The organism is Vibrio sp. (assembly GCF_984391705.1).
Genome location: NZ_CFHWOM010000023.1, coordinates 13,578 through 37,279, shown reverse-complemented (window position 1 = coordinate 37,279; position 23,702 = coordinate 13,578). Strand labels below are relative to the sequence as shown.

Genomic DNA, 23,702 nt, shown 5'->3' with positions numbered 1-23,702 from the left:
ACGCTCGTCTTTTTTATGTCTGTCGCTTAATGTATAATCTTGCGCCCTTAGAGGGTGGCATCCGTACAATTAGTAAGTCTACTATTGTGGTAGTAACCCAAAGCGAATCTGCAAAACTGTTAACTTGTGAAGTGAACCATGAAATTTATCGTTAAGCCCCATCCAGAAATCTTCGTTAAAAGTGAGTCGGTGCGTAAGCGCTTCACAAAGATTCTAGAATGTAATATTCGCAACATTATTAAGAGTCGTACCGAGTCTGTCGCGGTCTTTAACCGACGCGATCATATCGAAGTGACTTCTGAGTCGGATCAGTACCGTGCCGAAGTGATCGAAGTGTTGACGCAAACTCCAGGCATCCACCACGTTCTGGAAGTTCAACAGTCTGACTTTACAGATCTGCATGACATTTTCGAGCAAGTATTAGAGCTTAATCGTCCAAGCCTTGAAGGCAAAACATTTGTTGTGCGTGCGAAACGCCGTGGTAAGCATGACTTCACTTCTATAGAGCTTGAACGCTATGTAGGTGGTGGTTTAAACCAAGCGATTGAAAGCGCAAGCGTTAAGCTAAAGAACCCTGATGTGACGGTTAAAGTGGAAGTGGCAAATGAAAAGCTAAACCAAGTTATCGCGCGTTACAAAGGCCTTGGTGGTTTCCCTCTTGGCACACAAGAAGACGTACTTAGCCTAATTTCTGGTGGTTTCGATTCTGGTGTATCTAGCTACCTGCATATCAAGCGTGGTTCAAAAGTGCATTACTGCTTCTTTAACCTAGGTGGTCCAGCGCATGAGATCGGTGTTAAGCAAGTTTCTCACTACTTGTGGAACAAATACGGCTCTTCAGCAAAAGTGCGTTTTATCTCGGTGGATTTTGAACCAGTAGTGGCTGAAATCCTTGAGAAAGTCGACGACGGCCAAATGGGAGTGGTACTAAAACGTATGTTCATGCGAGCAGCGGGCATGGTCGCAGAGAAGTTCAAGATTGAAGCTTTGGTAACGGGTGAAGCACTAGGTCAAGTATCGAGTCAAACCCTGACTAACCTGCGCCATATCGACAACGTGACTGATACATTGATTCTGCGTCCACTGATTAACTGGGATAAAGAAGATATTATTAATCTTGCACGTGAGATCGGTACTGAAGATTTCGCTAAAACAATGCCTGAATACTGTGGCGTGATTTCTAAGAAACCAACAGTGAAAGCGGTAAAAGCGAAACTAGACGCAGAAGAAGGCAAGTTTGACTTTGAGATCCTAGACCAAGTAGTCCGTGACGCGCGTGTAATGGATATCCGTGACATCGCAAAAGAAACCGAGCAGGCCGCACCAGAAGTGGAGCAAGTACAAGCGGTAGAAGAGCACGCGATCGTTCTTGATATCCGTAGCCCGGAAGAAGAAGACGATAATCCGCTTGAAATCGATGGTGTAGAAGTGGCGCACATTCCTTTCTACAAGCTTGGTACCCAGTTTGGTGACTTAGACCAGTCTAAAACTTACCTACTTTACTGTGATCGTGGTGTGATGAGCCGTCTACAGGCGCTTTACCTGCAAGAACAAGGCTTCAATAATGTTAAGGTTTACCGTCCATAACGTCTAGCAAGCTAGAGAAGAGGAAAGCGCAAATCGTTTGTTCGGTTTGCGCTTTTTTGTTTGTAATCGCTGAGCGTTAGTTTGAAGCGTATTTCCGATTGATCTCTAGGGCTACCTCTAAGTTGGCCAGTAGGGTATCCACAACTCGCTCGTCGAGGTGAGTGCCTTTGGCCCTAGTGAGTTCCTCTACAACGTCTTCAAGAGGCCAAGCTGGTTTGTAGCATCGTTCGTGAGTAAGAGCATCAAAAACATCAGCAACAGCAATAATTCGTGCTTCTATGCTAATTTCTTCGCCTTTGAGACCCAGTGGGTAACCTGTTCCATCCACTTTTTCATGATGCTGATGGGCGATAGTAGCCGCAGTTTGAAGTATTTTTCTTTTTGAACCAGCAAGAATGTTATGACCTATTTCGGCGTGGGTTTTCATTGTTTCCCACTCGCTAGGTTCGAGCTTACCGGGCTTAAGTAACACTGAATCAGGAATAGCAATCTTGCCGATATCGTGCATTGGAGCGGCTTGTCTGAGTAACTGTGCTTTGTCTTCGGAGTAGCCAAGCAGCCGACAGAGTTCGTAGCTAAGCTCAGACATGCGTCTTACATGATTTCCTGCTTCTTGTGAGCGAGATTCCACCACATCGCCAAGCCGATAAATCAGTTCGCCTTGGGTATCAATGATCTCCTGACTAAGAGATAAGTTCTCAAAAGCTAAACTGACACTATAAGAGAATATCGTGAGTAACTGGCTTTCCATGTCAGTAATTTTTCGCGCGCCTTTTAGATAAAGTAAGCTGACAGCACCAGAGCTGGTGGCGAAATAGCCGACAAATATGTCACCTTCGATGATGCTTTGTTGCTGCTGGATTGCTTTGTCTAAATACTCTTTCACTACGGGGTCGATACTATCGTCTTGTTTATGACCAATTTGAGCTAAGATTCGGTAACCGTTTTTGGGTTGTTGTATTGTGGTGAGCCCGCGAACGCTGACGAGCATGCTCTGGTCGTTCATGCGTAACAAAGAGAGGACTTGCTGAAGAATGCCGTCGGAAAACGAATTGAGAGTGTGTTGCTGGAAGATAACCGCCGTTGACTGAATTACACGTTCTAAACCAAGTCGATAGTTAGTTTCTAGTTGTTTGGCATGCTCAACCTGAACGATGTCGCGATAAGAACGAAGTGCCGACATAACGGTAGTGAAGAGTTTTTGGCTAGTGAGTTCGGTCTTCTCTTTGTAATCGTTAATATCGTATTCAGCGACGACATTTTGCTCCGGAGCCTGACCTGGTTGGCCAGTACGCAGAATGATCCGAGTTTTATGATTTTCAAGTTCTTGCCGCGCCCACCGAGCAACCTCTAAACCAGCATCATCGGTTTCCATGACAACGTCGAGAAACACCAAGGCAATGTCATCGTGAGTAGATAGCTTCTCCTTGGCTTCTGCGCCAGAGTACGCATGTAAGAACTCTAGTGGTCGGTCATCAAGTTTGAATCGACGGAGTACTAACACGGTAACTTGATGAATGTCAGCATCATCATCAACGATCAGCACTTTCCAAGGTGGGAGGCGAGGCTCATCTAACTCTCTCAACAGTTTCAATGGCATAAGTGACGTCCGCGCAAGGTATCCAATTAATCTGAGCTTGTTACTATCCTAAATAGGGTATAGGCAAACATACTGCCTTTTACAAGTTGCCAGTGGTTGGGTTGGAACTGAGGTTAGCGCTGGTTTATCCAAAGCACACGGTGCGAAAATGAGTAAAAAGTCGGGCATTTTTTGCAAGAGGGGAACGAGCGTTAGGATATTCAGAGTATAAAAAAACACCGCCATATAGGCGGTGCTAAAAAATTTGACAGACAGGTCAAAATAAATACAGGAAGTATATGTTTCGTCTCGTGAGACAAAACTTGGTAGAAACCTACCTAACTCGAAATACGAGTTTGCAAACACAACATCGCAACAATATGCCAATTGATTCAAAAAGGAATCAAGCCGTTCTGGCTCTTTGCTGCGGGGTGAAATATAGAATTTCTCTGGTCGTCAGGCAATGGACATTTTATAATGTTTCAGATTAAAAAAACTAATCCAATTTATAGAAGGCCAACATGTCTAGAAGATTGCCTCCATTAAACTCTCTGAAAGTGTTTGAGGCTGCCGCACGTCACCTGAGTTTTACTCGTGCTGCAGAAGAGTTGTTTGTGACTCAAGCCGCAGTGAGCCATCAAATCAAAGCGTTAGAAGAATTTCTAGGTCTGAAGCTTTTTCGTCGCCGAAATCGCTCATTACTCCTTACCGAAGAGGGACAAAGCTACTTCCTCGACATTAAGGATATTTTCACTTCACTAGCAGAAGCTACCGATAAAGTACTTGAGCGTAGTGAAAAAGGTGCGTTGACCATCAGTTTACCACCTAGTTTTGCTATTCAGTGGTTGGTGCCGCGTTTAGCAGACTTTAACCAACAAGAGCCAGATATCGACGTTCGAATCAAGGCTGTAGATATGGATGAAGGGTCACTGACGGATGACGTGGATGTGGCAATCTACTATGGTCGAGGAAATTGGCCTGGCTTACGAGCGGACAAGTTATACCAAGAATTCCTTATCCCACTTTGCTCACCGTCGTTGCTATTGGGACCTAAACCATTAGAAACACTAAGTGATTTAAAACAGCATACGTTATTGCATGATACATCCCGAAAAGATTGGAAACAATTTGCTAAGCAAAATGGTATCGAAGGGGTGAATGTGAATCATGGTCCGATCTTTAGTCACTCAACCATGGTACTGCAGGCTGCAGCTCATGGTCAGGGGGTTGCTCTAGGGAATAACGTGTTAGCTCAGCCAGAAATGGAAGCGGGTCGCTTGATTGCGCCATTTGATGAAGTGCTGGTCACAAAAAACGCTTTCTATGTTGTTTGTCATGAGAAGCAAGCCGATATGGGACGAATCGCAACTTTCCGCGATTGGATGCTAGCTAAAGCGCAAAGTGAGCAAGAGGAATTGTTGGATGAGTGAGTACTTAACTAATGGTGAATTAGGGAAACCACTGTTTGTCTTTGCTCATGGAGCGGGGGCTGGTATGGACCACGCGTTTATGACAGCGGTCGCTGAAGGGCTTGCCAAAAAAGGCATTCAGGTTGTGCGCTTTAACTTCCCTTATATGGTGAAGCGAGCGGAAGATGGAAAGAAACGTCCGCCAGATCGTGCTCCAAAGTTGCTGGAAGCGTACCAAGCAGTGATTGCTGAGTTATCTGAGCGTGGGCCGATTGTAATTGGTGGAAAGTCAATGGGCGGTCGAATGGCAAGTCTGCTATCTGATGAGAGCCAAGTGGCTGGCGTTGCTTGCTTGGGCTTTCCTTTTCACCCTCCAGGTAAGCCAGAAAATTTTAAGGGAGCGCATTTAGCCGACCTCGAAAAACCGACACTTATCTTGCAAGGTGAACGAGATACTTTTGGTAAGAAAGAGGAGTTTGCTGACTTTGAACTAGCGCCAGCCGTGCAGGTCGAGTTTATTCCTGATGGCGATCATAGCTTTAAACCACGTAAAAGTTCTGGCTTTACCGAACAGGGTAATATTGAACTCGCCGTTGACAAGCTCGCACAATTTATCTTTGAGGTGAACAGTGAGAAGTAAGCAGTTACTCGCTATTGGTGGCTTATTCGCCGGTACAGGCGTCGCACTTGGCGCATTTGCAGCCCATGGTCTAAAGAAATTGTTATCTCCTTATTTATTGGAAGTTTTTAACACGGGCGTTCAGTATCAATTTATCCATTCCATTGCCGTATTACTGTGTGGCATGCTGTTATTGATAAAATTGCCGCCTAAGTCACAAAAATATTTCTTCCTAGCGGCGATTTGCTTTATCATCGGCATCTTTTGTTTTAGCGGCAGCCTTTACGCACTAGCAATCACGGGAATCAAATGGTTTGGTCCAATCACGCCATTAGGTGGTTTTACGTTTATGCTAGGTTGGGGATTGTTCGTTTACGCAGCGCTACAGATTAAAGAGGTGAATCAGTGAAACAATTAATGCTCTACTGCCGCAGTGGTTTTGAGAAAGAGTGTGCCGGTGAAATTCAAGATCGCGCGACTCAACTAGAAGTATTTGGTTTCCCTCGTGTAAAGAAAAATAGCGGTTACGTATTGTTTGAGTGTTACCAAGAGGGTGACGCTCAAAAACTGGTTAAAGAGTTAGATTTCAAATCACTGATCTTTGCTCGCCAAATCTTTGCTGTCGCTGCTGAAATTCAAGAGTTGCCACGTGAAGACCGTATATCGCCAATCCTGCATGATTTAAGCTTTGTCGAATCGATGCCTCGTTGTGGTGATATTCGTATTGAAACACCTGATACCAACGAAGCAAAAGAACTGCTGAAGTTCTGTCGTAAATTCACTGTACCTATGCGTCAAGCGCTACGCGGTAAAGGGATCTTATTTCCAAAAGACAGCCCGAAAAAACCTGTGCTGCACATCTGTTTTGTTGAACCAGGTCACTGTTTCGTTGGTTATTCACTGCCAAGTAACAACTCTCAGTTCTTTATGGGAATCCCTCGTCTTAAGTTCCCTGCGGATGCACCAAGTCGTTCTACGCTAAAACTTGAAGAAGCCTTCCATGTGTTTATCCCTCGCGAAGAATGGGATGAGCGCCTAGCGGCAGGTATGTGGGGCGTTGACTTAGGCGCATGTCCTGGCGGTTGGACTTATCAGCTTGTTAAGCGCTCGATGTTTGTTCATTCGGTGGATAACGGCATGATGGCGGACAGCTTAATGGAAACCGGCCAGGTGAAGCACCATCAAGAGGATGGCTTTAAGTTTGAGCCGGCGCGTAAGAATGTAACCTGGCTAGTGTGTGACATGATCGAAAAACCATCACGCGTAGCGCAGCTAATGGGTGAGTGGATCATTAGTGGTTGGGCGAAAGAAGCGATCTTTAACCTTAAATTGCCAATGAAAGGTCGTTATGATGAAGTGCTTCAAGACATCGAGAACCTAAAAATCTTCCTCAAAGATAACGATGTGAAGTTTAAACTGCAGGCAAAACACCTTTACCATGATCGCGAAGAAATCACAGTTCATGTTCAGTGTTTATCCAATATCTCTCCTCGTTAGTTGAATGCGAAATATAAAAACGCTCCATCTGGAGCGTTTTTTTTGTGGCTTTAAAAGGCTAGTTAGAGGTTGGCCACATTTCCCATAGCTGCGCTTCCATTGCGTCTTCAGTACTGTCGTTGACAACAGAGAAGAAGTCTAGACCTGTCTGCTGTTCAACTTCATCAACGGTGGTGACAAAATTGACTAGTTCGCTGCCAGACACGTCGCGGTGAGGAACAATAAAAGCGATAGCATCATTAAAGTATGGGTCTAAGATGACCTTGTAAAAGGCACTCGGGATCACTACTCCGTCACCAATGGTACTTTCGTTACCAGAGTAGATTGGTCCAGTGACCACATATACTTCGTTGTACTCGTTCGTCACATCACGGACGTGTTCTTCCAATAAACGCCATCCAACTCGGTTAAAGCCTGGGAGTTGAGGTGACATATTACTCATAAGAAAGCTTTGCTTCATTGATTCTTGAGTAAAGTCCATTGCAGCAGAAGGGGCTAGGTGACCACGATCATATCCAGAGCTTCGGTAATCATCGAGCGTCGACTGGGCATAGTCGGGTAATTCTGCATCTATTTTGAAACTGTTACTGCGCTTGAAGCTTGCGTTTACACTTTCGGCTGTTAAGTGATACGCAACCCAGTCAGCATTTTTAGTTTGATAGTTGTATCCGACGGCATATCCATCACGACATAATACTTGATCTGAGTTTTCTGAAGGTGCACCCATCGCGAGGTGTTGCCCACAGGAATTCGCCCATGTTGGCAGTGCGAATAGACAGGTAAGGGAGAGGATTAACGCTTTTTTCATTATTGTGCTCCTTGTTAATGGAGCACTAAAAATAGATTAATCAGCACTAAGGTCTGTGACTTTGGTGTGACTTTAAGCAGTACTTGATAGGGTAATGATTAAACGATTTTGATAGTTGAGAAGGCAACGGTTTACTCAACACAAACGTTTAACAATTTCATGCTAATCAAAGATTTACTAATGAACTAATCGCTAATTAAAAGAAAGACGATAGATTGACTATGGCGTTTGCGGGCCAGAAAATCGAATGTCTTGTAAATTAAAGCCTAACTCTATGTCTGTTTTTAGGGCTGCGATTGTTTTACAGCGACGGGCCGAGTCAATATGCTCATCGAGCTTCTTACGGTACTTAGCAGGTAGCTCGTCACTTGCAAAGGCCTGTTCAATATCCGAAAACTGAGTAAGAATTTCTTTAGCGGCCTTTGGACCAATGCCTGGTACACCGGGTACCTGACTCGAGCTGACACCAGTTAACCCCCAGTAATCAGATAGCTGGTTAGGTGTCACGCCAAATTCCTTTGCAATAAAAGGCTCATCTAGCCAACGGTGTTGGAAGTAATCTCGGATTTGGAGAGTCGGCGATAATAACTGGCAGTACCCCTTATCGGTGGAGATAATGGTCACTTTCTCTCCATGGCTAGCCACTTTCATTGCCAATGTTGCGACTAAATCATCGGCTTCATCACCTTCAGATAGCAATGAATCAATACCTAGCTGCCACCATGCATCTTGAATCGCTTCGAGCCCGTTAAGGAGTGGCTCAGGCATTGGCTTTCTGTTTTGTTTGTATTCGGGAAGGATCTCGGCACGCCATCCCCGTTCTTGTAGGTGATGATCGAAGACCGCAATCATATGGCTTGGCTGAGACTCACTTATGATCTTATTTAACGTTCTTGTCGTTGTCGTAATGGTTCTTGCGATATCGGTAGGGTCTGGTTGGGCAGAATGGACTCGGCGAATTAGATTTAACGCATCGATAATAACAAGATGAATAGACATAAGATTAAAAAAATAAGGGCATTAAGCCCTTATTGTATCGGATGGTTTAGAGATTACCAGAAGCTAACTCGTCTTGATTTGATAACAAGGCTCGTATGCAGTTCCGCCAGGAAGCTTCATACGATCTTGTTCGACGAAATCTCTTAGCAATTTGTCCATTTTCTTCATCAAGTTGCTGTCGCCATCTAGGCTAAATGGACCGTGACGTTCGATCTCACGAATCCCCTCAGCTTTCACATTACCTGCCACAATACCAGAGAATGCCTGACGTAAGGCAGCTGCGAGATTTTCAGGTCGTTGGTTAAGATGTAAATCTAAACTTGCCATGTTGTCGTGAGTTGGATCAAACGGTAACTGGAACTCAGGTTCAATTTTTAATGACCAGTTAAAGCTGTATGCATCACCGGTATCTTTACGGTGTTGGCGTACTTCACTCATACTCTGCTTCATTATTTGTGCAACTCGAGCTGGATCGTCGACCACAATCTCGTAGTGTTTTTGTGCGTCTTCACCCAACGTATCGCCAATAAAGCGGTCAATAGAGCGGAAGTACTCTTCGCTTTCCTTTGGACCTGTAAGAACAATAGGTAGAGGCTGCTCTTTATTGTCCGGGTGCATCATGATGCCAAGAATGTAGAGAAGTTCTTCTGCGGTACCTGCTCCACCAGGGAAAATGACAATGCCATGGGCCATTCGTACAAAGGCTTCAAGACGTTTCTCAATGTCTGGCATAATCACCAACTCATTGACAATTGGGTTAGGCGGCTCGGCGGCAATAATCGATGGTTCTGTTAAACCCAGGTAGCGCTGCTCAAAATAACGTTGTTTAGCATGACCAATAGCAGCCCCTTTCATTGGGCCTTCCATTGCTCCTGGGCCACAGCCCGTACATATGTTGAGCTCTCGTAGGCCAAGTTCATGGCCGACTTCACGAGTATATTGGTATTCCGTTGCGTTGATTGAGTGACCGCCCCAACATACGACTAAGTTAGGCTCGATGCCCGGGGTGAGTGCTCCCGCATTACGCAAGATACCAAATACCAGGTTAGTGATGTGGCTGGCGTTAGTGAGGTTGAGACGCTGGTTGTCAGCGAGGTGCATGTTGACGTAGACGATATCACGCAGCACTGAGAAGAGATGCTCTTGAATACCTTTAATGATTTCGCCATCAACAAATGCGTGTTCTGGAGCGTTACTCAGTTCGAGCTTAATACCGCGCTCTCGGCGCACAACGTTGACGTCGAATGATTTGTATTTGTCTAATAGCTCTTTCGAGTTATCGGTGTGACTACCTGAGTTCAGTACCGCTAATGTACAGTTTCGGTAAAGCTGGTATAGGTCACTGGCAGCTGTTTTTTTAAGGCGCTCAACTTCAAGTTGAGAAAGTAGATCCATACTACCAGCTGGACTGATATGAGTGATCATAAGAACCTCCTTGACTAGAGACGGACTCTCCGAGAGTCGCTAATTATTATTGTCCTCAGTCGTTGTTGCTAATGCGTAATACAATCACTAGGACTAATAGTTAGCTTAGCATGCTTTAGAGCATGTATTGCTAACTATTTGATATTTATATGACAATAGCCGGAGGTTTGAAAGCGTTATTTCCAAACGAGTTGGTTAGTACCTATCGCTTTGCCTTCTTTGAGGAAAAGGTTTAAACGCTCTAGTAGTTCTTCTGGAGTATCCGATTCCTTAAAGGCCGTACTCGACGCAGATAAGGTAATGGTTAGACTTTGATCTCTAAACTTGAATGGCAGCTTAGATACTTGGCTTTGTATCGCCTGAATGAGGTTGAAGCAATCGGAATCCGATCGTTCTGGCAGCAGTACAATGAACTCTTCACCACCAAAACGAGCAACAGTATCCGTATCTGTAAGTTCTTTTTTTATGGTTCTTGCGATAATCTTTAGCGCTTTATCGCCAGCGGTATAACCAAAGCTATCATTGATAACTTTGAATCCATCGATATCAAACAGTATGACACGTAAGTTGTGTTGAGTGCGGATCCAGCGTCGGTATTCAAGCTCCATTCGATCTGAGAAAGCAGTTCGATTGTACACCTTGGTTAATGGGTCGAGTAGCATTCGTTGCGCTTGGTCTTCAAGGCGGCGGCGATAATCTTGGGTAATTTCAAATAGAGCTTCGAGCTGTCCTTTGCCATAATTCATACGCTCGATAAGCGCTTGTTCTCGTTGCTCTGCGTGGCGTAGTCGCTCAGACACCGAGTTCAATTGTTCCATCAGAGGATTGAGCTGAGCTTGAAGGAGCTCTAATTCAGTTGCCGCTTTTATTTTCGATTCTGTTTTACCGATTAACTCTGTTAGTTCGCCATTCATTTCTTGGCGCTGTTCAAAGTAGCTTTGCGACTGCTGGGCATTTTGGGCAGCACTTTTCATTGAAGAAGAAAGTGACCCGTTGACTTGCTCTAGGAACTGCTCTGAGGTTTTACGCTCAAATTGTGTTCCTTCAATGACCAACTTTAATGTCTGCAGCGTGAGCTCGAGAAGGGTATGTGTATTAACACCCACCAAAAGTTTCGCTCGAATATCGGTCAGGAGTTCTCCTGACTCTCCCTCAAAATCCAGTTCTGTAATTAAGTGCTGTAATTCATCAGAAAGGCGAATAAGTAGCTCTCGATCAGAACTGTTTGAAATCTGGCATAGAGGGGTATCAGGATTGGCCGTAATGATCTTGACGGAGCGCTCATACAAACCAAGCAACTTCATTGCTTGCTCTGCTTTCGGTCGCTTTAAACCGTTCGAATAGCTTAATAAATCACGTAAGTCGCGTTTAATCTTTGCTGGTAGCCCAGTAAGGCGCAGCAAAGTTTCACCGCTGTGCTGAATTTGCGAATCCAGGTGTTCCGTCTGTTTTTCCATAGCCAAGCCTTGTTGTTTGAGCAACCGCTCAAGCACCGCAAGCTTTGGTATTAGTGAGCTGACATCTTGTTGTTGTTCGAGTGCCTGTTTTAACTCTACCAGTCCTGCTTGCAGCCGAGGGTCCTCACCTCTATGCGCGTCAGTCATAGATGCAATAATGCGTTTGAGTACCTTCTGCTCTCTTTTAAATTTGAACGAGGTATCTCTTTGTGTCAATCGGACTTGTTCCAATTGAGATTTCAGATTGTGCAGCTGTGACTGAAGATCTTGCTCTAGGACGCCCATCAAAACTTAACTTACAGACAGGCGGAAGAACTCCACCTTTATTTATGAATTTATTGATAATATCAAATAAATTACATCCGTCACGGGTTACAACGTTTGATTGATGAGGTTTTACTCATCTTTTAATAGTTTTTTGATGCTGTCCTCATTCTTGTACGATGAGTGGACCTTAATTAAGCCTTGATTGATGGAGTGCTTGCAGGCCTTACGAATATTACCAGTTGCTAAACTAGCAGCGGGAGCATTTTCAATGGCCTTCAAATATACCCACTGGCTGCAGTGCTCTTTCATGCTCAATGTACGAGCGGTACTGGTTGACATTAGTAGCACATCAACTAGTTCCTTATCATTAACGGCGGTGTACGCCCTAGGTAGGAATGGATAGTCAGCCATACCCATACGAATGATCCGGTTGATCTTACGTTCAGGTTCAAATTCCATGACCCACTGCTGAATTTTATTGAACAACTCCTCTGGCTCACTCATTTGCTCTTTGTTGGGTTCGATGTAGAGCAAGTTGGCGTCAGAAAAGTGGTAGATTCGAGCAGGGTGCTCTACTCGGTCTCGCAAGTAATCACCAAACGCACGTTCGAGCTTAAGACCTTCTTCATAGCCATGCTGAAGGTACATGTTGCGCAAGAAAGGAACGTCAATCATGACAAAGCGAAGTCGGTCATTCAGTGGTTCATGGATCAGTTCGCCTACGTGCCATTGCTCAAACTTATTGATGCTTTCTTCTAATGAAGCGGGTAAGCGAGCATTGAGCATACGAAGGTTTCGTAAGCCAGAGCGAGAGTGAGTGAATAAATCTTGATTCAGCTTGTCCAGTTCTTCACGTTGGACATTAATGATATGACCACGACGCAGGATAAAGATAAATAACAGGGCGCTGATAACGAACAGAGTAAAAGTGATCTTCTGAAACTTACGATACTCAATATGGGTCTGTTCCAGTTCTTCTTTTTGGCCCGTTAGATGTAATGTTTGTTCGACAAACTCTTTCTGTTGGCGGAAGGCATCTTCACTGAGTAAATCCAACTCTTGCTGCTCGATGGTGGCAAGCGAGTTGTACTGCTTAAGATATTCCAGCGACTGTTTGTAATCGCCACTTAACTCATAGCCCAGATATAGAAGCTGATAAGCCGATTTCTGGGTGCTAATGTCGCCAATCTCTTGAGCAATTTCTAATGCCTGTTGCGCTTTACTGATTACTTTCTCTGGATTGATTTGATGGCGTGCCAACCCAGATTCAAGTAATAACGCATAGGCTTTTAGACGCGGTATGTCGGCATACTCTAAAAGTTTTTGAGCGCGATCCAAATATTGTTCAGCTAGAGGAAAGTTGACTAGGTGTAGATACGTCGCCGCAAGAGATATGCGGATATCAATGACGCTTTCAATATTATTTTGAATCCGTTCATGATCCATCGCGTTAAAGTAATGGACTAAGGCAAGGTTATATTTTCCTTGGTGATAATAGATGTCTCCCATGCGCTTTAAGATTGGCGCGAGTAATGGAGAGTTCTCGTAGTTATCATAAAAATCGGCGGCCTGAGAAAGGTGTTCGTTGGCTTTATCCAACACTTTTCGTTCATAGAAAAGCTGGCCAAGGATTTGGTTAACTTTTGCTAACTGCACTCCGGAATCACTTTCGATCGCACGCCAATAGCTAAATAGTAGTTCGGAGAGAGCAGGGTTATATTTCTTGTCTGCTAAATAGTGACTGCCAACCGTAATGTGGTAGTTAATCAAAGTCTGACTAGATTTCGCCGTGTCCGCGTAGGGTTTCGCCTCACTATAAAGCTTATCTGCAACTGTCGTATCACCTTCTTCTGAGGCAATATCCGCGCGTAACATGGTCATCTTGTATTGAAGACCGCGTGCAAGTTGCTGTGGGTTTTTGATCTGGCCGAAAGCACTTTCCCATTTTCCTATTGCATCTCTTGCTGCGATAGCGTCACCAGAGATTTGCCATCGTAAGCGAATATCCACCAACTCAATGTCTAGGAGTAAATAGGGAAGGTTATAGTTGGTTGCTAATAGAGCGGCTTCTTCCAAGTGCTTTAGCGCTGCTCTTTGACTACCAAGGTTAAACTCTGCGCGGGCAAGGATACGTAATGCATCTATGGTACCGCCTGGTGTTCTTGTTCGACTGTCCGCTTCATCGCGAGAAATCGAGGAAGGGCTCTTTTCTGTTTTATCAGTCAATGTACGTTGGGCGAGAAAATCCGAAGCTAATTGTTTCGCCTGTTTTGGCACGATATCAACTAACCCATTTGCTTCGCTTAGCATGGCCGATGAGTAAACCGTAGCCATAGCGACTTGAGAACAACACAGGAGTATCAATGCGCCTAGATTCTGCGCCCAGCGTAGAGTGATCATGCTTGTCTAAATCCTTATTGACGAGCCATACGTTGATTATGTGCCGGCTGAGAATGTTGATTCGAACGGTAAGGGTTGATATCTAATCCACCACGACGAGTGTAACGCGCGTATACCGTTAAAGACTCTGGTTGGCAGAAAGTCATAATGTCGGTAAAGATACGTTCAACACACTGTTCGTGAAACTCGTTGTGCTCACGGAAAGAAACAATATAACGCAGCAACGCTTCGCGGTTGATTTTCTTACCTTGGTAACGTATCTCCACGCTACCCCAATCTGGTTGATTGGTGATCAAACAATTCGATTTCAATAAGTGGCTGTGAAGGCTCTCTTCTACCACCTCATCTTCTGTCGCGCCTTGCAGAAGGGTTTCATCAAAGTCGTAACTCGTGATTTCGATATCTTGTTCGTCTATGCACTCGCCTTCCATAGTGACGATAACTGAATCAGTGTAATCTACCACTGAACGCACTGTCACACTGACGGTTTCGCCCGCGCATTGGGATAGATCTTTCGTGAGCGTTTTTTCCACGTCGTCCCAACTTGAAAAACGAGTTTGGTTAAAGCTATTTAGGTAAAGCTTAAACGATTTTGATTCAATCAGATTAGTACTAGTCGCCGGAATAGATACCTCACCGACTGCGACTTGCGGTAATCCTTTTTCATTGAGCCAAGACAGTTCGTACAGAGTCCAAATATCGCAGCCTTGAAATGGTAGTTCGTCGCCTAGATTTAGGTCATCTCGGTTTAGGCTGCGTGGTACAGGCTGCAAAAGGCTAGGGTCGTATTGGTTCGAGTAATCCGTTTTTTGACCAAGGGTCAGGCCGGCAAGCTCTTTTGCGTCAGAATATTTGCTCATACTTTTGTTCATTTTCTATTAGAATGTCGAGAATTTTACGCAATCTCGCCTCTAAAAGCGACCTTCATGTTGGAGAATCTAATGGCTGATAATGCTCAACAAGCGTTACTCTCATTCACTGAAAAATATCACCAAGCTTACCTTGACGCACATGGTCATCTTCCTCGTAGTGAAGAGTTGTATGATCTCGTATCTCCATGTGTAGAAAGCAAAAGTTCGAGTGCTGTGGATTGGAAAGCGCACCAACGAGAGCAGCAAGCCGATTTCACTAACGTAGAGAATGGTATAGAGCTCACTTTGCATGAAGATATCAAAACCTTTTACGGTGCTCAGTACAGTGGAGATATGGAAGCGACATGGAATGGTAATGAGTTGACGTTGCTACAAGTATGGAGTGATGACGATTTTTTGCGTTTGCAAGAGAATATCTTGGGTCATTTAGTGACTCAACGTCGCTTAAAGTTGAAACCAACAGTATTCATTGCCGCAACCGATGCTGAATTGGATGTGATCTCGATTTGTAACCTAACAGGGAACGTGGTTTTAGAGCGTTTAGGTACAGACAAGCGTGATGTCTTGGCTGCGAGTGTCGCTGAATTTTTGATTAAGCTTGAACCTGCGGTGTAGCCATGTACGTAGTTGAACTTCAATTTGAGTGTTTTGACAACACGACTATCTCTGCGGTGGATAAAGCAATCAATGGCTTGATGGATGCGTTGCGTTACAACGGTCAAGTGTTAGGGAGAGAGTTTCCTATTGTGATGGGGGAAGGGGAGTTCTTTGTTCGTGCAGTTTGTCCAGAACAGCAGAGCTTGCACCCAAATAACCACTCTGATTTCGTTAATGTCTGTATTCGCCGTTTAGCTGAGGCATCTTTGTTAGCGCCTAAAGTACGTCTTTTGGGACGAGATATTAACTCGGAAGAAGCAGCAGAAGATGTTGAACCAAGCTGGCAAGTTCTTTATACCACCTATGTTCACACCTGTTCACCGTTGCGAAGTGGTGACTCTTTACTCCCTATTCCTTTATATCGGAACGGTCCAACATTAAATGGTGATCATAAAGCGGTAGTGAAGTGGCAAACTGAATGGCAAGCCTGTGATGAGATCCAAATGGCGGGAGGGTGTCGTGCGGAGCATGCTGCGCTGCATGAAATTTGTGATGCTGACAGTGTGCTGTTTAAGCGTGGTTGGGATTTGCGTGGTCGAATTGAATACATCACCAAAGTGCCAACCTACTACTACCAATATCGCGTCGGTGGCAAAAGCCTAGCGGATGAAAAAGCACGTAAGTGTCCTAAATGTGGGGGTGATTGGCTATTAGATGAACCTTTGCACGATATCTTCTATTTCAAGTGTGATGACTGTCGTATTGTGTCGAACATGTCTTGGGATCATATAAAATAAGGCCACTTCGTTAGCGAAAACCTCTCACTAGTGAGAGGTTTTTTATATTACCTCAGTAGAAAGTGGGCGTTGTTGATAATTGGTTTTTATCGTGGTGATAGCAAACTCGATTGGAGAAAACGTGGTTACTAAATGATTGATTAATATGCAAATGGTATACTGTTCCTGTCCGAAAATTATGCATTCGTTGTTAGGGGGCCAAAAGGGAATATAGTCAATTATTAGCAGCGGGTGGTGAGAAATAGCCATGCGTTTTACATTCCCAGTTTTAATTACGTCTACGTTAACATTTTCCCCATTAGTGGCTGCTGAGTTTGATCTCGAGTCACTCCTTGAAATGCCTCTCTGTTCACTTGCCGATACTAAAGTTGTTTCTGCAACGCGAACCTCTCAAAGCCTTGTCGATACAGCAGCGTCAGTCTACGTGATCACCGCGAAAGAAATTAACCGCTCCGGGGCTCGTTCAGTCGCTGATGCTCTGGCACTCGCGCCGGGTCTACATGTTGCTAAATACTCAAACTATGACTGGGGCGTTACTGCTCGAGGTCAAAACCAAGCGCTCAGTAATACCTTACTGGTTATGGTTGATGGTCGTAGCGTGTTTAATCCAATGTTCTCGGGTGTGGATTGGGATTTGATTCCCGTCAGCATGGATAACATTGCCCAAATCGAAGTAGTTTTAGGACCTGTCGGGACCATCTGGGGAGGCAACGCGGTAAATGGCGTTATCAACATCATTACATCCGAAGCGGAGAGTGCACCTAACGGTAAGGTGGCGATCAAAGAAGGTAATTACGGCTATTCTGAATATCAGCTACATGAGTCCACTCAGGTTGGAGAGTACGGCTATCTCAGTGGCTATTTTGAATTTGTCGACCACATGCCGTGGACCAGCGACGAAGAGCGTGTTCAACCGGTGCAAGATTACAATGTTTACACTGAGCGCTTTGGCGCGCGGTTCGATTATCAGAAGTTCGCTCACACCCTAAGCCTTCAAGCTGGAGGGATTCGCTCTCGTGAAGATTATCAATGGGTGAAATACAACCCTCACTTTTTGAATCCGGGTCAGCCAAGTGCAAATGCTTACGATACCGAGATGACAATGCAGGAATATTTCTCGGGCTTACAACATATCTATGATGCTGAAAATGGCGACAGTTGGGAGAACAAGCTGTGGTTAACCTACAGCTCAAATGATGGGACCGATCGAGATGCTAAGTTTTGGCGTGTTGATCTTGATTCTCACTACACTATTGATGACTTGTGGGGAACTCAGCTTAGCTTGGGCGGAAATATCCGCATTATCGATGAAGAATTAGGTACTTATACCCTATCTGAACGTTACTCCATGCCTTACTTAAGGGTGACTGATGAAGCGGACTTTTTAAACCAAAGCTACGGTATTTATGCCAACTGGAATATTGATATTGCAGAAAAGGCGAAACTTACGTTGGGCAACCGCTGGCAATACAACAACCTAACTCATGGTATTGAGTCCCAGCCTCAAGTGAGGGTGAGTTATGAGTTATCGGACAATCAACGCCTGTGGGCGGGGTGGGGACGCGCGTCGGTTACGCCATCTCGCTTGGATCTCGATACGACGTTTCAAGAGAACTATTACGTTGAGTCAGGAGCACAAGATGGCTATGGGAATCAGTACGATTATATAGCCAGCTACCTTTACCGAGGGAGTGAAGATTTAGGTGTCGAAAGCGTTGAAACTTACGAGCTCGGTTATCGTTTCTGGGACAGTAATAAATTTCAGCTAAATTTGAGTGGCTATTATAGCGTTCATGAAAATATTCGAGCGTTAAAAGGTGTCAGTGCGCAAGGCTGGGTGATTGCTGGGAACTCGTCTCCGGGTACCGTTGGTACTTACATTGAACAATATATCTCTGAGTATATTGACCCGCTATGGTCTGAAACTCTGGGGGGGGAGGTGGCCTTGAAATGGCAGCCACTGGATACGTTACAAGTCAACACTAACTACAGTTATAAGCGTATTGTCGGTCATTGTGAAGGTTCGATTTGTGGCTCTAACGCTGCGGTAAAACGCCAACTGGAAAACCAACCGAACCATTTTGTTAATGCTCAAGTGATGTGGGACATGACTCCAGAATGGTGGGTGAGCGCGACAATGCAGTATGTTTCGGAGTCTGAACTACATCGAGATTTTATCGATGATCCTAGCTATATATGGCCACAAGTGCTGAGCTTTGACGCATCGATAAGTTGGCAGCTTGCCGATTGCGCACCTCGTATAACGGGTTCGGTAGAGAATTTAGCTGCAGATCAGTCCAAAGAGTATCCAGATAACTTAATGCCTTACAGCAATGGAACACAATATTGGCTGACAGTTGATTGGAATTATGGTGCGGTTGATTGGACGAAATAAGCATGAGAGTGGGTTTCAATCTTCTGTTCATTAGGTTTTTAGCCGCGATTGGGCTAGTCACGGCACCCTTGATCGCGAATGCAAATGTAGGCGATGTGGACTTAAAAGCGGTGTACCTATTTCGTTTTGCATTGTTAGCCGACTGGCAAGAATCGGGTATCGCTACGGACCACATTGATTACTGTGTTGCTCAAACTAGTGATGTTGCCATACGACTAGAGGCGATCGTTGCAGCAAAGCCAAAGACGGCCCGTTTCCATAAGTTGTTTGATGATGTGCACCCAGAAGTTTGTCATATCTTATTTGTAGAGCATGGAGATGCGGCGTTCATTGCGGACCTGCATGTGCAATATCCACACGCTTTGCTGGTTGGAAATGGTGTCGATTTTGTTGCTAGTGGCGGCATGATCGCATTTATCAAAGTGCGTAATCGCATTCGTCCACTTGTCTCGCGAAAGAATGTAGAGAAAACCAACATTCTACTTCGTTCTCAGTTACTTGAAGTCTCTGAAATTTATGAGGAGACGACATGATCGCCACTCGATTCACTCAGCTACCGTTACGCTACAAAATGATGTTGCCAACTTGGTTTATGGTTATGCTCATTGTGGTTTTAATCGGTACGCCGGCTATTCATCTACTTGTGTTGTCTCAAAGAGAAGCGCAAGAGCAGCGTATTCACATCCTTTCTCAAGGTGTCGCGACGACATTGCAGGCAGCGTTGATGTTTGACGATCCCATCACGGCAAAAGAGCAGCTCATCAACCTGACCTTTGACCCTGACATCATTGCCGCAAAAGTGGTGAACAGTGGAGGAGATGCTATTGCCTATATTCATCAACTGCCTTTGTATTGCGATTGGGCTAATGAGCAGGTGTACTGTCCAAACTTAACTGTTCAAGTTGACGAAACAGAGATATTGCTGGCGGATGAACGGCTAGGCAAGCTGGTGGTTTGGGAGTCTCTAGAGGCTATGCAGCGTAAAGAGAAGCGCTTGTTTGGATACTTGGCGGGGCTAACACTGCTCATTTCAATATTTTCATGGGGCTTTGCACGCGTGCTACACAGTGTCATCGTCAAACCACTGGCAACCCTGCATAGCACCATGGAAAGAATGATCACCCAAGGTATCGCTAAAAGCACCATCGCTATCGCCCATGATGATGAAGTCGGTAAGCTCACAAGCTGTTTTAATGAAATGATCGCCAATCTATTGGAGCGCGAAAGCCAATTACAAAGTGCATTAATGCGTGTCGAGCAGAAAAATCGCTACATACATGGCGCTTTAGATGCAATGAAGCGAGGGGTGTTGGTCGTTTCCCCGGGCAACAAAATTAATTACGGTAATCCAGTGGCAATGAGTGAAGTGATCGATAGCCAGAGTAAATTGAACACTCGTGAGGTTTTGCAAAGCCGTTTTGAGCCAAGAGCGGCGATTGACCAGATAATTGAAGCCATCGAGTCTCATGAGCCGTTGTTGGCCGCGGAGTTACGAACTCAAGATGGCCAGACAAGCTATCGGGTGAGTTGTCATCCGATGGAAGAAGCAAAACAGTCTCTGCTGCAATTTCAAGATGTGACTACGCAAAACATTTCGGAACAGCGACGCATGTTACTGGAATTGATGTTCGACCAGAATCAAGATGCGATTTTGGTTTTAGACCGCGACTTAAAAGTAAAAACCCAAAATTCTACCTCGCTAGAAAGGTTTGGTGCGCTTGATTTTATCCAAGAGCTGGTGTTTAAAAAGCCACCACGCTTTTCGTTCACTCAAGTGAAAGCGTTGCTAACGAGTGGGTTGATGTTTAATAAAACCGATATCAAGCATCATAACCAAAGTTGGTCCCCATATCGCTTAAAAGCTAAGGCTTTAAAAAGTCATCAAGGGAGAGTCGAAGCATTTGTCGTGAGTTTGACTGACTTAACCTTAGGATTAGAGCTAGAAAGGCTAAGTTTTGCTGCTAATCATGACCCTCTCACTGGCCTAGTAAATCGCTCGAAAGTGTCAAAAAGTTTGCAATCAAGGCACCGAAAGAGAGAGTCGCAGTTCATCTTTTTCTTAGATTTGGACGGGTTCAAAGCGGTGAACGACCAATTTGGTCATGCGGTTGGTGATGAGCTATTGCGAGTCGTCGCTAAGCGATTAAAGAACTGTGTTTCTGACAAAGACTTGGTATCGCGTATTGCGGGCGATGAGTTTTTGATCGGTATTCGAAGTTCCGGGCAGTGCCAGCCGATTGCCCAGCGCATAATTGACCATCTAGCGAGACCAATTGTTATCAATGGTAAGGTGTGCGAAGTGACGGCGAGTATTGGTATCAGTTATTGGTCTGCCGATGATACTTTGAATCTAGATGAGAAAATCCATCAAGCTGATAGCCACATGTATATAGCTAAGCGTTTAGGCAAGAACCGCTTTTACTATGCGGTGTAAATAACAGCAGAGGGGCGTTACTTCGCCTCTTTATCATTTTCAGAGTCTGGCTGGGTATCTTCGTTTGGTTGTTGGTCATCTTTGAGTGATGGCTTTTTGAGTTTATGGTCAAACTTCATCTTGGCGGTATATTTTAACGCCATAATGTTGCCAACAATGACACTGAGGACTATGGCAATAATAATCCAAGGGTTAGTCAGTAGGTCCATAACATCCTCTATGCTGAAAGGTTGGTAATATACTGATTGTAGATGGTTTCTAAGTTATCTAGTACTACTTGTTTACCAATAATAGAGCTGGATTGTAACTCTTTACGCAAAACCTCAACTGACAGCTGTTTAAGACTAGCTTGCGCTGTCGAGCGGTGGCTAATATGCCAAGGTTCTATTGCTACTCCGCCTTTGTCTTCTCGATATGGGAAATAGAAGCCGAATTGAGTCAGGTTCTCTGTTAGCCATAGGTAGAAAGGACGTTGATGGTCTTTGAGATACTCCCAAGGCTCTAGCTGCAAGGTGGTATCTGGTGGTAAGGCATTACGATCAAAGAGGTCAAAGTCACTCCCCCAATGGTGACGACTCGCGCCAGGTAGCGCTGACCAACGTAGGATAGCGAAAATTTTGTCTTGTTCAGACAGGCTCTGAGGATCAAGTGGTAGACTTTGGCTATCTAAAATTGCGGATTCACCAGACATCTTGCGATTCCAGATCATCTGTTGACGTGCAAAGTCACGAAAGCCGCTCGCAATGTTTAAGTTAAAACCTGAGTCATCTGCTGCTTGTTTAAGCGCGAGCAAATCTTCTCGCACATCTTGATGTATTAGAAAAACCTTTTGGCCGATTAAAGTATCCACCAAGTGGGTGGATACTTTACCTGTCAGCTGCTCTGCACTCATTTTCACGCGAGAAGGTTCTCTAGCGTTTTTTGATACATCTGGGTGAGTTTTTCTAGGTCGTCAATCTTCACACACTCGTTCACCTTGTGAATGGTTGCGTTAACTGGGCCTAATTCAACGACCTGGCAATCCATACGTGCAATGAATCGGCCATCAGATGTACCACCAGTGGTGAGTAGTGCTGGTTTGGTCTGGTTAACCGCATCAACGGCATCTACTACAGCGTCCAGCAGTGCACCAGTATCGGTTAAGAACGGGTCACCATTGAATGTCCACTTTAGATCGTAGTCAAGGTCGTGCTTATCTAAAGTTTCGACAACACGGTTAACGATCATGTCGTTGTTTAGTTCGGTACTGAATCGCAAGTTGAACTGAACATTAAACTCACCTGGGATAACATTTGAAGCCCCAGTGCCCGCATGGACATTTGGGATTTGGAAGCTTGTCGGTGGGAAGTAAGCATTACCTTGATCCCACTCGGTAGTAGCAAGTTCATGAATCGCCATTAACGATTGATGCACTGGGTTATTCGCAAGGTGAGGGTAGGCAACGTGGCCTTGTGTACCTTTAACCGTCAGATCGCCCGTTATTGAACCACGGCGGCCATTTTTCACTACATCTCCGACGACTTCTGTACTCGAAGGTTCACCAACAATACACATGTCGATGTTTTCACCACGTGCCATGAGTGTTTCAACAACACGCACCGTGCCATTAATGAAAGGGCCTTCTTCATCAGAGGTAATTAGGAAGCCAATTGAACCTTTATGATTTGGGTTTTCGGCAATGAACTGTTCAACTGCAACAATCATACTGGCTAGGGAGCCTTTCATATCCGCAGCTCCACGTCCGTGGAGGTAGCCCTCGATTTCAGTTGGCTCAAATGGTGGCGTGTTCCACTGGTCTAAGTTACCCGCAGGAACGACGTCTGTGTGGCCTGCAAACGCAAATAGTGGCGCTTCAGTTCCTCGGCGCGCCCAGAAGTTAGTGGTGTCTTCAAATACCATCACTTCGATTTCGAATCCGAGTGCTTTTAAACGTTCGATCATCGCATCTTGGCAACCGGCATCTTCAGGTGTTACCGATTGACGACTGATTAAGTACTTTGCGAGAGCCAGTGTAGGGCTATCTGTCATCCTTGAAATCCTTTACTTATCTTTATGAAAAAATGGCAGCGTATTGATCCGCTTTAAAACCAAGGTGGTAGTTTTCGCCAGATACCAAAATAGGGCGCTTAATCATCGCTGGTTGCTCGACTAATAGCTCAATGGCATTGGCTTCGTTCAAGCCATCTTTTTGCTCTTGGGTAAGTTGGCGATAGGTCGTGCCGCGTTTATTGAGGACATTTTCCCAGCCTAATTGCTGACAGAATGTTTCGACCATTGCTTTGTCGATACCTTGCTTGCGGTAATCATGAAATTGAAAATCGACGCCCTCTGCTTCCAACCATTTTTTGGCTTTTTTAATGGTGTCGCAATTAGGAATACCATACATGGTAATTGTCATAAGAAACCCTTTGAAGTGACTTTTTAGTTATTTCAGCATCCTATCAGGAACTCAGTGTTGAGACAAAAAGTGTGATCGATATATTTCAACAGGCAAAAAAAATGTGTTTCACGAAGTCGCGAATGTCGAGTTATTGATCAAACGCAACACATGCTTGGGCAA

At 44.8% G+C, this 23,702-nt stretch carries 21 protein-coding genes; 10 read left to right on the top strand and 11 right to left on the bottom strand.

All coding sequences use genetic code 11. The features are described from left to right. Positions 1-138: 138 nt before the first annotated feature. On the top strand, positions 139-1,587 hold the full coding sequence (thiI, locus tag AC4MRV_RS13020) for a tRNA uracil 4-sulfurtransferase ThiI (RefSeq protein WP_491187761.1): 1,449 nt from the start codon (positions 139-141) through the stop codon (positions 1,585-1,587). Between the two features lie 76 nt (positions 1,588-1,663). On the opposite strand, the gene AC4MRV_RS13015 is transcribed toward thiI, so the two are convergent. Beyond that, positions 1,664-3,187: an HD domain-containing phosphohydrolase gene (locus AC4MRV_RS13015; RefSeq protein ID WP_491187760.1), complete on the bottom strand. Its 1,524-nt coding sequence runs from the start codon at positions 3,185-3,187 to the stop codon at positions 1,664-1,666. Between the two features lie 500 nt (positions 3,188-3,687). On the opposite strand from AC4MRV_RS13015, the gene AC4MRV_RS13010 reads away from it, so the two are divergent. Genes AC4MRV_RS13010 through rlmM form a run of 4 tightly spaced genes read left to right on the top strand, consistent with a single transcriptional unit; the run spans position 3,688 to position 6,691 of the window. Beyond that, positions 3,688-4,596, top strand: a complete 909-nt coding sequence (locus AC4MRV_RS13010) for a transcriptional regulator GcvA (RefSeq protein WP_038140155.1) — start codon at positions 3,688-3,690, stop codon at positions 4,594-4,596. Continuing rightward, positions 4,589-5,215, top strand: a complete 627-nt coding sequence (locus AC4MRV_RS13005) for an alpha/beta family hydrolase (RefSeq protein ID WP_491187759.1) — start codon at positions 4,589-4,591, stop codon at positions 5,213-5,215. The genes AC4MRV_RS13010 and AC4MRV_RS13005 overlap by 8 nt, the downstream gene beginning before the upstream one ends. Next, positions 5,205-5,603 carry a DUF423 domain-containing protein gene (locus tag AC4MRV_RS13000; RefSeq protein ID WP_491187758.1) on the top strand — a complete coding sequence of 133 codons (399 nt, stop codon included), beginning with the start codon at positions 5,205-5,207 and terminating at the stop codon, positions 5,601-5,603. The genes AC4MRV_RS13005 and AC4MRV_RS13000 overlap by 11 nt, the downstream gene beginning before the upstream one ends. Then, positions 5,600-6,691 (top strand): 23S rRNA (cytidine(2498)-2'-O)-methyltransferase RlmM, encoded by a 1,092-nt coding sequence (gene rlmM, locus AC4MRV_RS12995; RefSeq protein ID WP_491187757.1) that lies wholly within the window; start codon positions 5,600-5,602, stop codon positions 6,689-6,691. Before AC4MRV_RS13000 ends, rlmM begins: the two co-directional genes overlap by 4 nt. A 58-nt stretch (positions 6,692-6,749) precedes the next feature. Here rlmM and AC4MRV_RS12990 read toward each other — a convergent pair whose 3' ends face one another. The 6 genes from AC4MRV_RS12990 to queF form a co-directional block, all read right to left on the bottom strand. Further along, entirely contained in the window at positions 6,750-7,499 is a 750-nt protein-coding gene (locus tag AC4MRV_RS12990; RefSeq protein ID WP_491187756.1) for a DNA/RNA non-specific endonuclease, read from the bottom strand. Between the two features lie 219 nt (positions 7,500-7,718). Then, entirely contained in the window at positions 7,719-8,498 is a 780-nt protein-coding gene (xni, locus tag AC4MRV_RS12985; RefSeq protein WP_491187755.1) for a flap endonuclease Xni, read from the bottom strand. A 63-nt stretch (positions 8,499-8,561) separates the two neighbouring features. After that, entirely contained in the window at positions 8,562-9,923 is a 1,362-nt protein-coding gene (gene ppnN / locus AC4MRV_RS12980; RefSeq protein ID WP_491187754.1) for a nucleotide 5'-monophosphate nucleosidase PpnN, read from the bottom strand. 176 nt (positions 9,924-10,099) lie between these two features. Continuing rightward, positions 10,100-11,665 (bottom strand): GGDEF domain-containing protein, encoded by a 1,566-nt coding sequence (locus tag AC4MRV_RS12975; protein ID WP_491187753.1) that lies wholly within the window; start codon positions 11,663-11,665, stop codon positions 10,100-10,102. Positions 11,666-11,776: 111 nt separating this feature from the next. Beyond that, positions 11,777-14,047 (bottom strand): tetratricopeptide repeat protein, encoded by a 2,271-nt coding sequence (locus tag AC4MRV_RS12970; protein ID WP_491187752.1) that lies wholly within the window; start codon positions 14,045-14,047, stop codon positions 11,777-11,779. A 14-nt stretch (positions 14,048-14,061) separates the two neighbouring features. Then, complete coding sequence (gene queF / locus AC4MRV_RS12965; protein ID WP_491187751.1) at positions 14,062-14,907, bottom strand: NADPH-dependent 7-cyano-7-deazaguanine reductase QueF; 846 nt, start codon at positions 14,905-14,907, stop codon at positions 14,062-14,064. 81 nt (positions 14,908-14,988) lie between these two features. On the opposite strand from queF, the gene syd reads away from it, so the two are divergent. The 5 genes from syd (at position 14,989) to AC4MRV_RS12940 (ending at position 21,142) form a co-directional block, all read left to right on the top strand. Beyond that, the gene (gene syd / locus AC4MRV_RS12960) at positions 14,989-15,534 is read left to right on the top strand and encodes a SecY-interacting protein (protein ID WP_491187750.1); all 546 of its coding nucleotides are present in this window, start codon (positions 14,989-14,991) and stop codon (positions 15,532-15,534) included. Positions 15,535-15,536: 2 nt separating this feature from the next. Then, complete coding sequence (locus tag AC4MRV_RS12955; RefSeq protein ID WP_491187749.1) at positions 15,537-16,313, top strand: Zn-ribbon-containing protein; 777 nt, start codon at positions 15,537-15,539, stop codon at positions 16,311-16,313. 247 nt (positions 16,314-16,560) lie between these two features. Then, positions 16,561-18,708, top strand: coding sequence for a TonB-dependent receptor plug domain-containing protein (locus tag AC4MRV_RS12950; RefSeq protein ID WP_491187748.1), 2,148 nt, complete (start codon positions 16,561-16,563; stop codon positions 18,706-18,708). Further along, on the top strand, positions 18,696-19,241 hold the full coding sequence (locus AC4MRV_RS12945; protein WP_491187747.1) for a YfiR family protein: 546 nt from the start codon (positions 18,696-18,698) through the stop codon (positions 19,239-19,241). The genes AC4MRV_RS12950 and AC4MRV_RS12945 overlap by 13 nt, the downstream gene beginning before the upstream one ends. Continuing rightward, positions 19,238-21,142 (top strand): diguanylate cyclase domain-containing protein, encoded by a 1,905-nt coding sequence (locus AC4MRV_RS12940; RefSeq protein ID WP_491187746.1) that lies wholly within the window; start codon positions 19,238-19,240, stop codon positions 21,140-21,142. The genes AC4MRV_RS12945 and AC4MRV_RS12940 overlap by 4 nt, the downstream gene beginning before the upstream one ends. 17 nt (positions 21,143-21,159) lie before the next feature. On the opposite strand, the gene AC4MRV_RS12935 is transcribed toward AC4MRV_RS12940, so the two are convergent. Genes AC4MRV_RS12935 through AC4MRV_RS12920 form a run of 4 tightly spaced genes read right to left on the bottom strand, consistent with a single transcriptional unit; the run spans position 21,160 to position 23,540 of the window. Continuing rightward, a complete protein-coding gene (locus AC4MRV_RS12935) occupies positions 21,160-21,351 on the bottom strand; it encodes a DUF2897 family protein (protein WP_491187745.1) in 192 nt (63 codons plus the stop codon). 8 nt (positions 21,352-21,359) lie between these two features. Next, the gene (locus AC4MRV_RS12930) at positions 21,360-22,034 is read right to left on the bottom strand and encodes a M15 family metallopeptidase (protein WP_491187778.1); all 675 of its coding nucleotides are present in this window, start codon (positions 22,032-22,034) and stop codon (positions 21,360-21,362) included. A 2-nt stretch (positions 22,035-22,036) separates the two neighbouring features. Then, positions 22,037-23,170 (bottom strand): succinyl-diaminopimelate desuccinylase, encoded by a 1,134-nt coding sequence (gene dapE / locus AC4MRV_RS12925; RefSeq protein ID WP_491187744.1) that lies wholly within the window; start codon positions 23,168-23,170, stop codon positions 22,037-22,039. A gap of 22 nt (positions 23,171-23,192) precedes the next feature. After that, complete coding sequence (locus AC4MRV_RS12920) at positions 23,193-23,540, bottom strand: ArsC family reductase (protein WP_491187743.1); 348 nt, start codon at positions 23,538-23,540, stop codon at positions 23,193-23,195. Between the last annotated feature and the right edge of the window lie 162 nt (positions 23,541-23,702).

Excerpts from the sequence above, each read along its gene's own strand:
- AC4MRV_RS12990 (WP_491187756.1), bottom strand. The coding sequence starts at position 7,499 with ATGAAAAAAGCGTTAATCCTCTCCCTTACCTGTCTATTCGCACTGCCA.
- AC4MRV_RS13005 (WP_491187759.1), top strand. The coding sequence starts at position 4,589 with ATGAGTGAGTACTTAACTAATGGTGAATTAGGGAAACCACTGTTTGTC.
- xni (WP_491187755.1), bottom strand. The coding sequence starts at position 8,498 with ATGTCTATTCATCTTGTTATTATCGATGCGTTAAATCTAATTCGCCGA.
- AC4MRV_RS12930 (WP_491187778.1), bottom strand. The coding sequence starts at position 22,034 with ATGAGTGCAGAGCAGCTGACAGGTAAAGTATCCACCCACTTGGTGGAT.
- AC4MRV_RS12955 (WP_491187749.1), top strand. The coding sequence starts at position 15,537 with ATGTACGTAGTTGAACTTCAATTTGAGTGTTTTGACAACACGACTATC.
- AC4MRV_RS12940 (WP_491187746.1), top strand. The coding sequence starts at position 19,238 with ATGATCGCCACTCGATTCACTCAGCTACCGTTACGCTACAAAATGATG.
- AC4MRV_RS12920 (WP_491187743.1), bottom strand. The coding sequence starts at position 23,540 with ATGACAATTACCATGTATGGTATTCCTAATTGCGACACCATTAAAAAA.
- dapE (WP_491187744.1), bottom strand. The coding sequence starts at position 23,170 with ATGACAGATAGCCCTACACTGGCTCTCGCAAAGTACTTAATCAGTCGT.
- thiI (WP_491187761.1), top strand. The coding sequence starts at position 139 with ATGAAATTTATCGTTAAGCCCCATCCAGAAATCTTCGTTAAAAGTGAG.
- AC4MRV_RS12970 (WP_491187752.1), bottom strand. The coding sequence starts at position 14,047 with ATGATCACTCTACGCTGGGCGCAGAATCTAGGCGCATTGATACTCCTG.
- ppnN (WP_491187754.1), bottom strand. The coding sequence starts at position 9,923 with ATGATCACTCATATCAGTCCAGCTGGTAGTATGGATCTACTTTCTCAA.
- AC4MRV_RS13015 (WP_491187760.1), bottom strand. The coding sequence starts at position 3,187 with ATGCCATTGAAACTGTTGAGAGAGTTAGATGAGCCTCGCCTCCCACCT.
- syd (WP_491187750.1), top strand. The coding sequence starts at position 14,989 with ATGGCTGATAATGCTCAACAAGCGTTACTCTCATTCACTGAAAAATAT.
- queF (WP_491187751.1), bottom strand. The coding sequence starts at position 14,907 with ATGAGCAAATATTCTGACGCAAAAGAGCTTGCCGGCCTGACCCTTGGT.
- AC4MRV_RS12935 (WP_491187745.1), bottom strand. The coding sequence starts at position 21,351 with ATGGACCTACTGACTAACCCTTGGATTATTATTGCCATAGTCCTCAGT.
- AC4MRV_RS12950 (WP_491187748.1), top strand. The coding sequence starts at position 16,561 with ATGCGTTTTACATTCCCAGTTTTAATTACGTCTACGTTAACATTTTCC.
- AC4MRV_RS13010 (WP_038140155.1), top strand. The coding sequence starts at position 3,688 with ATGTCTAGAAGATTGCCTCCATTAAACTCTCTGAAAGTGTTTGAGGCT.
- AC4MRV_RS12975 (WP_491187753.1), bottom strand. The coding sequence starts at position 11,665 with ATGGGCGTCCTAGAGCAAGATCTTCAGTCACAGCTGCACAATCTGAAA.